Annotated in this window: 15 protein-coding genes; 6 read left to right on the top strand and 9 right to left on the bottom strand. The window is 32.0% G+C overall.

The features are described from left to right. The first annotated feature begins 1 nt into the window (after position 1). A complete protein-coding gene (locus ACVC3Y_RS07345; protein ID WP_452226522.1) occupies positions 2–907 on the top strand; it encodes a DUF2279 domain-containing protein in 906 nt (301 codons plus the stop codon). 165 nt (positions 908–1,072) lie between these two features. After that, positions 1,073–1,723, top strand: a complete 651-nt coding sequence (locus ACVC3Y_RS07340; RefSeq protein ID WP_452226521.1) for a peptidoglycan-binding protein LysM — start codon at positions 1,073–1,075, stop codon at positions 1,721–1,723. Between the two features lie 2 nt (positions 1,724–1,725). Here ACVC3Y_RS07340 and ACVC3Y_RS07335 read toward each other — a convergent pair whose 3' ends face one another. The 4 genes from ACVC3Y_RS07335 to dnaA are packed head-to-tail and all read right to left on the bottom strand — an operon-like array spanning position 1,726 to position 5,765. Next, positions 1,726–2,436, bottom strand: a complete 711-nt coding sequence (locus ACVC3Y_RS07335; RefSeq protein ID WP_452226520.1) for an SAM-dependent methyltransferase — start codon at positions 2,434–2,436, stop codon at positions 1,726–1,728. A 10-nt stretch (positions 2,437–2,446) separates the two neighbouring features. After that, a complete protein-coding gene (locus tag ACVC3Y_RS07330) occupies positions 2,447–3,823 on the bottom strand; it encodes a PQQ-dependent sugar dehydrogenase (protein WP_452226519.1) in 1,377 nt (458 codons plus the stop codon). Positions 3,824–3,851: 28 nt separating this feature from the next. Further along, complete coding sequence (locus ACVC3Y_RS07325; RefSeq protein ID WP_303424059.1) at positions 3,852–4,304, bottom strand: low molecular weight protein-tyrosine-phosphatase; 453 nt, start codon at positions 4,302–4,304, stop codon at positions 3,852–3,854. 33 nt (positions 4,305–4,337) lie between these two features. After that, positions 4,338–5,765 carry a chromosomal replication initiator protein DnaA gene (dnaA, locus tag ACVC3Y_RS07320; protein ID WP_303424060.1) on the bottom strand — a complete coding sequence of 476 codons (1,428 nt, stop codon included), beginning with the start codon at positions 5,763–5,765 and terminating at the stop codon, positions 4,338–4,340. A gap of 182 nt (positions 5,766–5,947) precedes the next feature. Here dnaA and ACVC3Y_RS07315 point away from each other — a divergent pair, with 182 nt between their 5' ends. After that, the gene (locus ACVC3Y_RS07315; protein WP_303424061.1) at positions 5,948–6,340 is read left to right on the top strand and encodes an acyl-CoA thioesterase; all 393 of its coding nucleotides are present in this window, start codon (positions 5,948–5,950) and stop codon (positions 6,338–6,340) included. A 10-nt stretch (positions 6,341–6,350) separates the two neighbouring features. Here the strand turns inward: ACVC3Y_RS07315 and ACVC3Y_RS07310 are convergent, their stop codons facing one another. The 5 genes from ACVC3Y_RS07310 to ACVC3Y_RS07290 are packed head-to-tail and all read right to left on the bottom strand — an operon-like array spanning position 6,351 to position 9,906. Next, positions 6,351–6,965 (bottom strand): IMPACT family protein, encoded by a 615-nt coding sequence (locus ACVC3Y_RS07310; RefSeq protein WP_303424062.1) that lies wholly within the window; start codon positions 6,963–6,965, stop codon positions 6,351–6,353. Continuing rightward, positions 6,966–7,829, bottom strand: coding sequence for an EamA/RhaT family transporter (locus ACVC3Y_RS07305; protein WP_452226518.1), 864 nt, complete (start codon positions 7,827–7,829; stop codon positions 6,966–6,968). Next, complete coding sequence (locus ACVC3Y_RS07300) at positions 7,826–8,437, bottom strand: HAD family hydrolase (protein WP_303424669.1); 612 nt, start codon at positions 8,435–8,437, stop codon at positions 7,826–7,828. The genes ACVC3Y_RS07305 and ACVC3Y_RS07300 overlap by 4 nt, the downstream gene beginning before the upstream one ends. 29 nt (positions 8,438–8,466) lie before the next feature. Next, positions 8,467–9,450, bottom strand: coding sequence for a bifunctional diaminohydroxyphosphoribosylaminopyrimidine deaminase/5-amino-6-(5-phosphoribosylamino)uracil reductase RibD (ribD, locus tag ACVC3Y_RS07295; RefSeq protein ID WP_452226517.1), 984 nt, complete (start codon positions 9,448–9,450; stop codon positions 8,467–8,469). Further along, positions 9,451–9,906 (bottom strand): LEA type 2 family protein, encoded by a 456-nt coding sequence (locus tag ACVC3Y_RS07290; RefSeq protein WP_303424065.1) that lies wholly within the window; start codon positions 9,904–9,906, stop codon positions 9,451–9,453. It lies immediately after the preceding gene. A 52-nt stretch (positions 9,907–9,958) separates the two neighbouring features. On the opposite strand from ACVC3Y_RS07290, the gene ACVC3Y_RS07285 reads away from it, so the two are divergent. From ACVC3Y_RS07285 to ligA, 3 genes are read left to right on the top strand one after another with little or no spacing between them, the layout of a single operon-like run. Further along, on the top strand, positions 9,959–10,450 hold the full coding sequence (locus ACVC3Y_RS07285; protein WP_303424066.1) for a GNAT family N-acetyltransferase: 492 nt from the start codon (positions 9,959–9,961) through the stop codon (positions 10,448–10,450). 15 nt (positions 10,451–10,465) lie between these two features. Continuing rightward, on the top strand, positions 10,466–11,356 hold the full coding sequence (prmC, locus tag ACVC3Y_RS07280) for a peptide chain release factor N(5)-glutamine methyltransferase (RefSeq protein WP_303424067.1): 891 nt from the start codon (positions 10,466–10,468) through the stop codon (positions 11,354–11,356). Further along, positions 11,357–13,351 carry an NAD-dependent DNA ligase LigA gene (gene ligA, locus ACVC3Y_RS07275; protein WP_452226516.1) on the top strand — a complete coding sequence of 665 codons (1,995 nt, stop codon included), beginning with the start codon at positions 11,357–11,359 and terminating at the stop codon, positions 13,349–13,351. Positions 13,352–13,372: the final 21 nt, after the last annotated feature.

The following is a 13,372-nucleotide window of genomic DNA, read 5'->3' as shown; positions in this document are numbered from 1 at the left end:
TTTGAAAAAACTCATAGGTATATTTTTTCTTTTATGCATATCTACAATATATGCACAATCCGGAATTAATAACTTCTTAAAACCTAGTGATACTTTACATAAGCCAAGACGTAATGCACTTGTAATTACCGAAGCTTCAGTTATTGGTGTGTCTTTAGTTGGTTTAAATCAGCTTTGGTATGCAGATTACGAGAAATCAAAACTACACACACTTAATGATAATGAAGAGTGGCTTCAAATGGATAAATTTGGTCATGTGTTTTCCTCTTATCAAATGGGTAGAGCAGGAGCAGAACTTTTAAAGTGGAGTGGTGTTCGTAAAAAAGACCAATTATTATATGGCGCAACTTTAGGTTTTGGATTCTTAACCATTGTTGAAATTTTTGATGGATATTCTGAAGAATGGGGTTTTTCTTGGGGAGATATTATTAGTAATGCAGCAGGAACAGGTTTGTATGTCGGACAAGAATTACTTTGGGAAGAGCAACGCATTACCTTAAAATATTCTTTTCATCAAACACAATATGCATCTCAAAGACCAGATAAACTTGGTGAAGGTTTACTAGAAGAAATGTTAAAAGATTATAACGGACAAACCTATTGGTTAAGTGCCAACGTACATTCTTTTTTTAAAAACAATAAAATCCCTAAATGGTTAAATGTTGCATTGGGTTATGGTGCAGGTGGAATGTTAACAGGAAATAACGAAACCGAAGATATTTCCTTTTTAAATCAAAATAGAAAGAGGCAATACTATTTAAGTTTAGATGTCGACTTTAATAGAATAAAAACCAATTCACACTTCTTAAAAACAGTTTTTAGTGTTTTAAATGTAATAAAAGTGCCTTTTCCAACATTAGAAATTAACAATAAAAATGGAATAAAGTTTCATACTATCTACTTTTAAGGGTGTTTAATCGACAATATTTTGATTTTTTTATGTAAACGTCTAATTTTGAATTATAAACGTATAAATAACTGATTTTCAGGTTTAATAAAAAAGTTGTATATTTGCACGCTGAAAATTTATAAGTGATTATTACTATTAATTATTACTGAAAAATTATTCGTTATGATAAAAAATATTGGAAAGTTTACGCTATTACTAACCATATGTACTTTATTAAAGCTTTCATTTTCTTCTGAAACGTTTATAAATTTTATAGACTTTCAAGAAAAAGAAGAAGTAGCTTCTGTAGAAGTATCTAATAAGGTATTTGCATTTAATACCCTTCCTCCAAAAGAAAAATTCACTCCAACTTTAGGAAAGTCTTTTATAGGTTTTAAAGAAGCATTAGCTTTTAAAGAATCTAGAGGGGATTATTTTACAGTAAACAAGTTTGGTTATCTAGGGAAATATCAATTTGGAGCAGAGACTTTAAAAATGATTGGTATTTATAATCCAAATCAGTTTTTGCAAAATCCGGAATTACAAGAAAAAGCATTTGTAGCAAATGCGCAACGTAACAAATGGATTTTACGTAGAGATATAAAACGTTTTAATGGTATGACTATTAATGGTGTTTTAGTAACAGAGTCTGGTATTCTAGCTGCAGCACATTTAGCAGGACCAGGAAGTGTTAAAAAATACCTTAGAAGTTACGGAGAAACAGGTTTTGAAGATGCCTTTGGTACTTCCATTAAGTACTATATGAAAAAGTTTTCAGGGTATGATACCTCTGATGTTAAAGCAAATAAAAAAGCAAGAGCAACTACTATTTAGTTTTAGCTTTTATGAATTATAAAAATGGTTGGTCTTTTATGAAGGTCAACCTTATTTTTTTTCCAGTCGTTTACCGTTTTTGTTTTAATATATTCTGAAGGAAGAGTAATGTCGCAAGCCACACAAACCTCTGTGTTATTATTTAAAATTTGACAAATATTTTCGAGCATTTGATTGTTTCGATAAGGGGTCTCAATAAAAATTTGAGATTGATTTTTTTCAAAAGAAAGTCGTTCTAAATTTTTTAGTTCTTGTTTTCTTTCGCCTTTATCAATAGGTAAATAACCATTAAAGGTGAAGCTTTGACCATTCATTCCAGAACTCATAATAGCTAGTAATATAGAAGAAGGACCAACCAGTGGAACAACTTGAATATCTCTATCGTGTGCAATTCTTACAATATCTGCACCAGGATCTGCAACTCCTGGGCAACCAGCATCTGAGAGTAGTCCAATATTTTTTCCTTGCAAACAGGGTTCTAAATAGCTGGGTAGTTCTGTAGGATCTGTAAATTTGTTTAAAGGGAATAAGGTTAACGAAGACTGTTGTTTTTTAGGTGTAATACTTTTTATAAAACGTCTTGCATTTTTTTCATTTTCAACAATAAATGTATCTACTTGTTCGATTACTTTTTTTACAGAAATAGGTAGTACTTCTAGCGGAGCGTTATCGCCAAGAGTTGTAGGTATAAGATAGAGGTTTCCTTTTTTCAATTTTTATAAATTATTGTATTACTATTTTTTTTATCGTTTCAAACCCATTTTCGGAAGTGATCTTAATAAGATATAAACCAGATTGAAAAGAATTCACTTTTATTTCTTTCTCTGATGTTGATATGTTTTTTTCAGTATATACGACCTTGCCTTTAATGTTGAAGATGGTAATGGAATTAATGTTTTTGTTTAAAGTAGTGCTTATTTTTAAATCCTCTGAAGCAGGATTAGGACTTATTTTTATATCCTTGTCTATGTTGAATTCTGGAGTAGACAATATTCCTCCTTTAATTTTATATATACCGCCACTAATATCAGCTATGTAAAGTTCTTTATTAACATCTTCACCAAAGGAAACCCAATAACCTCCATAATCTCCGTGGTTTGTTAAAGCATCTGCTGGGTTTAAGGTGCTTATTGTGCCATCTCCTGAAGTGGCAAAAATATAAGTATCTTGTAAGTCTGCATAGGTGGTGCCACGATACATATAACCGCCAACTACATTACAAAAACAAGGAGGGATAGGATATTCCGCTACTGGTAAAGTCATGGTAGAAGCAAGATCACAACCAGAAGTATTATACGGGTTGCTTCCTTCGTAACAACGCCATCCAAAATTGTACCCATTTGTTGTAGTGCTTACACGATTAATTTCTTCGGTTGTATTTTGTCCAACATCGCCAATCCAAAGATTATTAGTTGAATAATCAAACGAAAAACGCCAAGGATTTCTCAAGCCATATGCCCAAATTTCGTCTAAAGCAGAGGGGTTTCCAATAAATGGATTGTCTGCTGGAATGGCATAATTATTACCTCCCGAAGTTGTATTAACATCAATGCGTAACATTTTGCCTAATAAATCCTGTAAATTTTGAGATCTATTATCTGGATCTCCACCACTTCCTCCATCACCAGTTCCTATATATAAATAACCATCTGGGCCAAACTCTATACAACCTCCATTGTGATTACCATAAGGTTGCGCAATGTTTAATAAGTTTACTTGCGTTGCGACATCTGCAATATCTGGGTTAGCACTATTTACGGTAAAACGGGATATTTGTGTAGCACCATTGTTGTCTGTAAAATTCACATAAAAATAGCCATTACTGGTGTAATTCGGGTGGAATGCTACACTTAGTAAGCCACGTTCTCCTCCTGGTGAAACTTGATTGTCAATATTTAAAAAAGGAGTAGTGTTGGTGGTGCCATTTTCGTTTAAAATCTTAATTACACCACTTTTTTCGACAATAAAAAGTCGTGAATCGCCTGCGTTTTGAATATCAACAGGGTTATTAAAGCCATCTGCAAAAAGTTCTGTTGTTATGGTTTGTGAAAGTACAGGGAATGAAAATACTAGAGCAAGAAGAGAGATTAGAATTTTCATTTTTTTTACTAAAATAATAAAAATCATGTTAAATAAGAAGCTTGCTTGCGATTACTTCACAAGCTTCGTCTAGCATTTTGAAAACATTTTCAAAACCTTGGGTGCTATGGTGATAAGGATCTGGAACATCATAATTTTGATTCGAATAGACTTCGTTTAAAATAAGTTTTACTTTGGCTATATCATTTTCGTTTCTAGCAAGCTTTACTACATTTTTAAAATTAGAGTTATCCATTGTATAGATAAAGTCGAACGTATCAAAATCGGAAACAGAAAATTGTCTGCCACGTTGGTTTGTGATGTCAATTCCATATTTCTCTGCAACTTTAATAGATCTTTTATCTGGTAAATCTCCAATATGATAGTTTCCTGTTCCTGCAGAATCTATAATGAAATCATTACTAAGTTTATCACGTAAAATACCTTCTGCTAAAGGGGAACGACAAATATTACCAAGGCAAACCATTAGTATTTTAGTCATAATATTTTATTTTAACAAACGAATGTTTGTGATTTAAACCGAAAGTTTTTTGGTTAAGTCTTCTACATATTTTCTAAATTGTTTATCTGTAGAGGATAAGTTATTAACCGTTTTACATGCATGAAGTACAGTAGCGTGATCGCGTTTACCAATTTGCGAACCAATACTAGCGAGTGAAGCTTTGGTGAATTTTTTAGCAAAAAACATAGCTAACTGTCTAGCTTGTACAATGTGGCGTTTCCTAGTTTTAGACTGTAATGTGTCTACATCCATTTGAAAATAATCGGAAACTATTTTTTGGATATAATCTATAGAAACTTCTCGTTTTGTGTTTTTTACAAATTTTTCGACAACCTGTTTTGCTAAGTCTATGGTGACTTCTTTTTTGTTAAAAGAAGATTGCGCAATTAAAGAAATAATAGCTCCTTCAAGTTCTCTAATGTTTGTTTTAATGTGTTTTGCAACATATTCAATAATATCATCAGGCATATCTACACCGTCACGATATAACTTGTTTTTTAGTATAGATACTCTTGTTTCAAAATCTGGACTTTGCAGCTCTGCAGAAAGTCCCCATTTAAATCTAGATAATAATCGTTGTTCTATATCTTGCATATCAACGGGAGCTTTGTCACTTGTTAAAATAACTTGCTTTCCGTTTTGATGTAAGTGATTAAAGATATGGAAGAAAACATCTTGTGTTCCAGATTTACCAGATAAGAATTGAACATCGTCAATAATTAAGATGTCTATTATTTGATAAAAATGAATAAAATCGTTTCTATTGTTCTTTTTTACAGAGTCTATATATTGTTGCGTAAATTTTTCGGCAGAAATATATAAAACTGTTTTTTCAGGGTATTTATCTTTAATGTCTACACCAATAGCATGTGCTAAGTGTGTTTTACCAAGACCAACACCACCAAATATTAATAAAGGATTAAAAGAAGTTCCTCCTGGTTTGCTAGCAACAGCTAATCCTGCGCTTCTAGCTAAACGATTCGAGTCTCCTTCTAAAAAGTTTTCAAAACTATAATTAGGATTTAGTTGCGATTCTATTTTTACATTTCTTATTCCTGGAATAATAAAAGGATTGCGTAATTCGCGATTTTTATTGTTTAAAGGAATGTCTACATCTTGCGCTTTTACTGCAGATCTGTTAGAACTAGGTATTCTTTCTGTAAAGGGTTGTTTGTTGCCATAGGTGTTTTCCATTTTAATAATGTAAACGAGCTTGGCGGTTTCTCCTAATTCTTTGTTAAGTGCTACTTTTAAAATTTTCACATAATGTTCTTCTAGCCATTCATAAAAGAATTTACTAGGTACTTGAATGCTCAACGCATTTTCTGCAAGTTTAACTGCAACAATTGGTTCGAACCAAGTTTTGTAAGCTTGCGGTTGGATGTTATCTTTTATAAATTCAAGACAATTATTCCAGACCGATTGCGCAGTAATACTCATTATTTTTAGTGAAATTTATTGTTAGTTAAAAAAAGAGGAATTGATTTCCTCTCGTTGATTATAGCTCGGCAAATATGTGAACAAAATTATTAATAAAAAAATATTTTTTAGTTGAATATTAAGAATTTTTTTTGCATGTTTAATCTGTTACCGAAACTACAAAAAAATATTGATATATTACTATGAAAGACAATGAAATTTTTATAAGAATTAGATATGGAGAGACTGACCAAATGGGTGTTGTTCATCATGGTAATTACGCATTATACCTAGAAATGGGAAGAACCGAATGGTTAAGAACGTTTGGAATTTCTTACAGTCAAATGGAGAAAGAAGGAGTGATGCTTCCTGTTATTTCTATGTCTTTAAATTATAAGAAATCAGCTTATTACGATGAGGTTATTAAAGTGAAAACGCAACTAAAGAAAATGCCTTCAGTTAAAATAGAATTTGAGTATACAATTACAAATGAAGCTGGAGATATTTTGGTAGAAGCAAATACAGTTTTAGCATTTATTAATATGAAAACGAAAAGACCAATGAAATGTCCAAATTATATTTTAGATAAACTGTAGTTTCTTTAGGTTAAATAGCTTCGATTTTTATTTCAAATTGATTGTTGAATGTTTCGAAAACAGAATTAGAGTCGTTTTTTCTTACAGAAATATAAATTTTACAATCTAATTCTAATACTTGGTTTGTAATATTTAAGTTTTTTTCTTTAATAATACGCATCACTTTATTCATGTTTTTGTATTCAAAAGAAATGCAATAATCTATATTAATCGTTTTTGTAATAATTTTAGAAGCCTCTAAAGCCATTTGTGCTCCAGTTCTGTAAGCATTAATCAATCCGCCAACACCAAGTTTTACACCTCCAAAATAACGGACTACAACTATAAGTATATTGGTAACATTAAAAGATTGAATTTGTCCGTAAATTGGCATGCCAGCACTATTATTAGGTTCACCATCGTCATTCGCTCTGTATGAAATATTGTTGTCTTCTGTTCCGAATTGATACGCATAACACCAATGTCTAGCAGTATGATGTTGTTTTTTTAATTCTTCTAGATGTTGTTTTACTTCTTCTTCGTTTTGAATAGGAAAAGCATAGCCATAGAATTTTGAGTTTTTATCTTTAAATAAAACAGCTTCCGAAGCAGATGTAATAGTTTTGTATGTGTCTTTTTCTTCCATTTATGCTAAAGTAACTAATACAATAGAAATTATTGCAAGCGCAATTCCTAGCCAGTTTTTGTTTTGTAGTTTTTCTTTAAAAATAAAAAGACCAATTAAAGTAGATAGCATAACAATAGCGACATTGTTTACAGTAAAAATAGTAGAACTTTCAAAGCCTTCAAACTGTAAAGCTTTTAATAACATATAAATGGAGTAGTAGTTAACAACTCCTAATAGGATTCCGCCAAAAACACTGCGATAATCGAATTTAAAGTTCCCTTTTATGGCTTGAGTTGTAAGTAGCAGTATTCCTATTAATCCAGCAATACAGAATATGGAGGCAGAAAAAATGGGAATACCATTTTTGGAAACATAACTAGTTTCTATATATTTTATGGAGGTGTCTATTATACCAGAACCAAAAAATAATAAAACGGGTAGCCCTAAATTTTTATAATTAAATTTTTCAGTTTTAGCTTTTATTGAAGTTAAATATACCGCAGCCAAGGCTAGTAAAATTCCTGTTGCTTTTTGCCATCCTAAGCTTTCCTGGTATGCATATAACCCGAAAATTATAGGAATAACGACACTCATTTTACTCGCTACAGATGTTACTGTTAAACCGTTGCGCTGTGCTGTTAGTGCCATAATATTAAATACAGAAATAAAAAGAAAACCCAACCCAATGGCTCCAAAAAACCAATCTTCGTTTATTATTTCAGATATTTTTACCGATTCTTCATAAGCTAAAATACCTGTTATACAGGCTGTAAAATAGTTTGCAACTATTGCTTGAAGTGTGTTTATTTGGTACTTGCCAAGTAGTTTGAAAATGATAAAGATTAGCGTAGATGCAAATATGCTAATGAGTAGGTATATCAAAATAAATCTTTCTTAATGGTAAATATATCGCAGATATCTTGGCTAGTTTCGTCAATATTCCAAACGTGTATTCCTAATTGCTTGGCTGCTTCTGTGTTTTCTAAGGTGTCGTCTATAAAAAAGGATTCTTCCGCTTTTATATCGTTTTGTTGTAAAACGAATTCATAAATATTCGTATTAGGTTTTCGTAATTGAATTTCATGAGAAAGGTAAAAAGAGTCGAAGCAATTTTTAAAATCTTCATAAAACGAAACATTCTCTTTAATCCAATTTATATGAAGTTCATTGGTGTTACTTAATAAAATGAGTTTGTATTTTTTGTCTGCAGCTAATTGTTGTATAAAATCTAATCGCTTTCGCGGAAAGTCTTTCAGGATACAATTCCATGCATTTACAATTTCAACTTCTGTTAAGTCCGGAAAGTTTTCTTGATAGAACTCTAAAAATTCTTCTGAAGAAATTAATCCTTGTTCGTAAAGCGCATTCATTGCAACTAGTTCTTCTGGGAGTTCTTTTACTTCAAATAAATCTAATGCATTTTGCATTGCTCCTTCTTTATCGAGATTGATAAAAACGTCTCCAAAATCGAATATTAAGTTTTTAATCATATGTATTTCCTGCATAAGCAGAAATCTTTTTAATTATTAGTAAATGTTTTAAGAGTATCTTTTATTATCGTTTCTGTGGCAATAAGTTTTCCGTATAATTTTGGTGCTTTTACTCCTTCTTTAAATAAAATATTTCCTGTAAATACTCTTGCTTCATCCCATAGATTTTCGTCTATAAACAGTTGTAGCGTTTTTGATCCACCTTCTATAATAATGGAGTTGATGTTTTCTTTGTATAGGTGCTTACAAATATCTTTAGCAGTGTAGTCTTTAAAAATAATGGTTTCGGCATCGTTGTTAAAAACGGCATATTCTTTAGATAGTAAGTTATTTCTATCTAAGACAACTCGAATCGGGTTTTGTCCTGTGTAATCTCTAACAGTTAAACTTGGGTTATCTAGGATAACGGTGTTTGTGCCTACAAGTATTGCTTGTTCTTCAGCACGCCATTTGTGTACTAATTGTCTAGATGTTTTGTTCGTTATCCAAACAGGTTTGTTTTCGCTTTTCGTTTTTGGGGCGATAAAACCATTTGTAGTTTCTGCCCATTTTAAAATAATATAAGGGCGCTTTTTATTATGAAAAGTAAAAAAACGTTTGTGGTGTTCTTTGCATTCTTTTTCTAAAACACCAACCGTTACATGGCATCCAGAATCTTGTAGTTTTTTTATCCCTTTTCCAGCAACTTCCGGGTTGTCATCTATACAGCCAATAACCACATTAGGTATTTTATGCGAAATAATAAGGTCGCTACAAGGAGGTGTTTTACCAAAATGACTACATGGTTCCAATGTAACATACAGTGTTGCTTCTTGTAAAAGAGATTTGTTACCTACTGCGTGTATAGCATTTACTTCGGCGTGACTACCTCCATAAGCACTGGTATAACCTTCACCAATAATTGTGTTATCGTGAACAATTACAGCACCTACCATTGGGTTTGGTCTAGTGGATCCTAAACCAAGTTTTGCAATTTGTATGCAGCGTTTTATATAGGTTTCGTGTATATTCAACTAGAATTTTATTTTAATGTTTTCGGTTTTATCTACATCATAAGTGTGTGAAAACCCAAGTACTTTATATTTTATTTGCCCTTTGTATTGCACTTTCATTTTTTGCGAAAGTAGACTTCCTAGTAAGCCACTCAGGCTTTTGTTACTTAATAAACTATCGGTTGGTACATTTGCTTCTAGCGGAATAGAAAATTCTTTTCTAGCAGGGACCTTGAAGCTTTCTGTTTTAACTGTTGCCATCTGATTATTGTTAACAAACACTTTAATTTCATCCGTTTTTAATTCGCCACTAATGTCATTCGGATTCATAAAATAGGCATCTGCAGTAAGAGTAATATATTTAGAGTTAGAATCATCTACTTTTATATTGTCTACTCTTAAAAACTCTGGTTTCTCTTTTACAGAACAACTTAAAAAAGTAAGTATTACTGTTAATAAGATTATAAGGTTCTTCATTCTATTTTTTTTAGATTTAATGTATCTTCACCAGCAAAAATAATATTAAAAAGTGACTAATAGCAATATCATTATAAGAGAAATTAAACAAAACGATAATGTGCCGTTAGAAGCTGCTATACGAGGTTGTTTTCATGAATTTGATATACCTTTAAAGGGAACTGCTTACGAAGATCCTGAAACATCTAAAATGTTTGCGTCTTACCAAAACCAAAACGACGTATATTTTGTTGTAACATTAGACGGAAAAGTTTTTGGAGGAGGAGGAATAAAACCTTTAAAGGACTTTGAGTTGGAAGTATGCGAAATTCAAAAAATGTATTTTGCTCCAGAAATACGAGGTAAAGGTTTAGGTAAATTACTTTTTGAAAAATGCATGGAAGCTGCAAGAAAAATGGGGTATAAACAATGTTACTTAGAATCTGCACCACAATTAAAAGCAGCAATTCATATTTATGAAGCATTTGGCTTTAAACATTTAGATGCTCCTTTGGGTAATACAGGACATGATGCTTGTGGTATTTGGATGCTTAAAAATCTTTAGAATGAAATTTAATTCATGAAACTAAAAGAGATACAAAATATATTTCACCAAGAATTGGATGCAATTTATGGCAAAGATGAAGTGAATAGTTTTTTCTATTTACTGATCGCATTTTTTTATGATTTCTCAAGAATAAAATTAGCTCTAGAACCAGATAAAGTAGTATCGGATACAGATGGAGAATTCATTTTTGAAGCCTTGAAGAGGTTAAAAAACGAAGAACCTATTCAGTATATAATTGGCGAAACGGAATTTTATGGTTTGCCATTTAAAGTAAATAAGCATACATTAATACCAAGGCCAGAAACGGAAGAGCTTGTTTCTCTTGTTCTTGAAAATTATAAAAATAAAATTCCAAATAACCAGAAGTTTTCAGTGATAGATATTGGTACTGGATCTGGTTGTATTGCAATTTCATTAGCTAAAAACTTACCGAAAGCTATGGTTTTTGCCTTAGATATTTCCGCGAAAGCGATAGAAAAAGCAAAAGAAAATACAAGGTTAAACAATGTAGAAGTCGATTTTATAGAAGCCTCTATATTAGATCCTGAAAACGTAACAAAATACTTGAAGAATCATTTGTTGATAAGTGAGCAGTTTGATGTAATAGTTTCCAATCCGCCATACGTTAGAAACCAGGAAAAACAAGAAATGAAAGCTAATGTTATAAATAACGAACCCCATTTGGCTTTATTTGTTGCAGACGATAATGCATTGCAATTTTACGAAGCAATAACAAAATTTGCCGTTGTGCATTTGAAACCAAAAGGCGAATTGTATTTTGAAATAAACGAGTATCTTGGTAAAGAAATGATAGCTTTATTACAGGAAAATAATTTTGAAAAGGTAGAATTAAAACAAGATATCTTTGGGAAAGATAGAATGTTAAAAGGAGTGAAAAAATAAATGAATACAAAAGAATATATCCAGAAGTTAGGTGCCGAGTTACGTGAGCATAACTATAATTACTACGTGTTAGATAATCCTACCATTAGTGATTATGATTTTGATATAAAACTGAAAGAACTTCAAGCTTTAGAGGAGAAATATCCGGAATTTCAAGATGCAAATTCGCCAACATTGCGTGTAGGAGGAGCGGTAACTAAAAATTTTAAGACTGTTGTGCATGAGCATAGAATGTACAGTTTGGATAATTCGTATTCTTTAGAAGATTTACAAGATTGGGAAACCCGAATAAAAAAAATGGTAGATGGCGAAATCCAATATACTTGCGAGTTAAAATACGATGGAGCATCCATTAGTTTAACCTATGAAAACGGAAATTTGCTTCGTGCTGTTACTCGTGGAGATGGAATGCAAGGGGATGAGGTTACAGCAAATATTAAGACGATTAAGTCTGTGCCGCTTCAATTAAAAGGAGATTATCCTCCAAAATTTGATATTCGCGGAGAAATTGTTTTGCCTTTTGATGGGTTTAATAAAATGAATGAAGAACGTTTAGATATTGGTGAAGAGCCATACAGAAATCCAAGAAACACAGCGTCAGGTAGTTTAAAGCTGCAAGATAGTGCAGAAGTAGCCAAAAGACCTTTAGAATGTTTGCTGTATAATATTACAGGGAATAATTTAGGAATAGCAACGCAAATGGAAAGTCTAGCAAAAGCAAGGCAAATGGGATTTAAAGTTCCAGAAGCAGCGAAGCTAGCAAGTTCTATTGATGAGGTTTTAGAATTTGTAAACTATTGGGATGTTGAAAGACATAATTTGCCTTATGAAACGGATGGAGTAGTGGTAAAAGTGAACAGTTTGTTTCAGCAGGAGGAATTGGGATATACAGCCAAAGCGCCACGATGGGCAATGGCTTACAAGTTTAAAGCCGAACAAGTTTCTACGCGCTTAAATAGTATTTCATATCAAGTTGGTAGAACAGGAGCTATTACTCCAGTAGCAAATTTAGAACCTGTTGAGTTGGCAGGAACAACAGTTAAGCGAGCATCTTTGCATAATAGTGATCAAATTGAAAAACTAGATGTTAGAGTTGGAGATGAGGTATTTGTAGAAAAAGGAGGGGAGATTATTCCAAAAATTATTGCTGTAGATCTTAGTAGTCGTCCAGAAAACTCTGAACGAACAAAATATATAACACATTGTCCAGAGTGTAATACGCTTTTAGAAAGATTAGAAGGAGAAGCAAAACATTTTTGTCCGAATTTTAATGGTTGTAATCCCCAAATAATTGGTAGAATTCAACATTATATTTCTAGAAAAGCAATGGATATTGAAGGCTTAGGGGGAGAAACCGTTGCGCTTTTAGTTAATGCTGGACTAATTTCTAATTATTCAGATTTATATACTTTAACCAAAGAGCAACTAATGCCATTGGAAAGAATGGCAGAGAAAAGTGCCGAAAACTTGATTAATGGTGTTGAAGCTTCTAAACAGATTCCATTTGAAAGCGTGCTTTTTGCTTTGGGAATTAGATATGTAGGAGAGACAGTTGCTAAAAAACTTGCAAAACATTATAAGAGCATTGAAGCAATAGCCAAGGCAACACAAGAAGAATTAGTAAATGTAGACGAAATAGGAGTTAAAATAGCCGAAAGTGTTATTCTTTTCTTTGCTTCAGAAGCGAATAGGGCTACTATAGAAAAACTAAAGCAGTTTGGTGTGCAATTAGAAGTTTCGGCTGAAAAATTAGCCAATCAAACCAACAAATTAGAAAATAAAATATTTGTTGTTTCTGGTGTTTTTGAAACCGTTTCAAGAACAGAGCTTAAAAAACTAATAGAAGATAATGGAGGGAAAGTGTCTTCTTCAATATCTGCAAAAACTAGTTTTGTTATTGCTGGAGATAAAATGGGGCCGAGTAAAAAAGAAAAAGCCGAAAAGTTAGGAGTTGCTTTAATTTCTGAACAAGAATTCTTACAAATGATCACCTAATTATGTTAATTTCTTTATGAT

Source organism: Lacinutrix cladophorae (assembly GCF_053604645.1).
This window is presented reverse-complemented; position numbering and strand designations above follow the sequence as displayed.

Excerpts from the sequence above, each read along its gene's own strand:
- ACVC3Y_RS07330 (WP_452226519.1), bottom strand. The coding sequence starts at position 3,823 with ATGAAAATTCTAATCTCTCTTCTTGCTCTAGTATTTTCATTCCCTGTA.
- ligA (WP_452226516.1), top strand. The coding sequence starts at position 11,357 with ATGAATACAAAAGAATATATCCAGAAGTTAGGTGCCGAGTTACGTGAG.
- ACVC3Y_RS07340 (WP_452226521.1), top strand. The coding sequence starts at position 1,073 with ATGATAAAAAATATTGGAAAGTTTACGCTATTACTAACCATATGTACT.
- ACVC3Y_RS07325 (WP_303424059.1), bottom strand. The coding sequence starts at position 4,304 with ATGACTAAAATACTAATGGTTTGCCTTGGTAATATTTGTCGTTCCCCT.
- dnaA (WP_303424060.1), bottom strand. The coding sequence starts at position 5,765 with ATGAGTATTACTGCGCAATCGGTCTGGAATAATTGTCTTGAATTTATA.
- ACVC3Y_RS07300 (WP_303424669.1), bottom strand. The coding sequence starts at position 8,437 with ATGATTAAAAACTTAATATTCGATTTTGGAGACGTTTTTATCAATCTC.
- prmC (WP_303424067.1), top strand. The coding sequence starts at position 10,466 with ATGAAACTAAAAGAGATACAAAATATATTTCACCAAGAATTGGATGCA.
- ACVC3Y_RS07290 (WP_303424065.1), bottom strand. The coding sequence starts at position 9,906 with ATGAAGAACCTTATAATCTTATTAACAGTAATACTTACTTTTTTAAGT.
- ACVC3Y_RS07315 (WP_303424061.1), top strand. The coding sequence starts at position 5,948 with ATGAAAGACAATGAAATTTTTATAAGAATTAGATATGGAGAGACTGAC.
- ACVC3Y_RS07310 (WP_303424062.1), bottom strand. The coding sequence starts at position 6,965 with ATGGAAGAAAAAGACACATACAAAACTATTACATCTGCTTCGGAAGCT.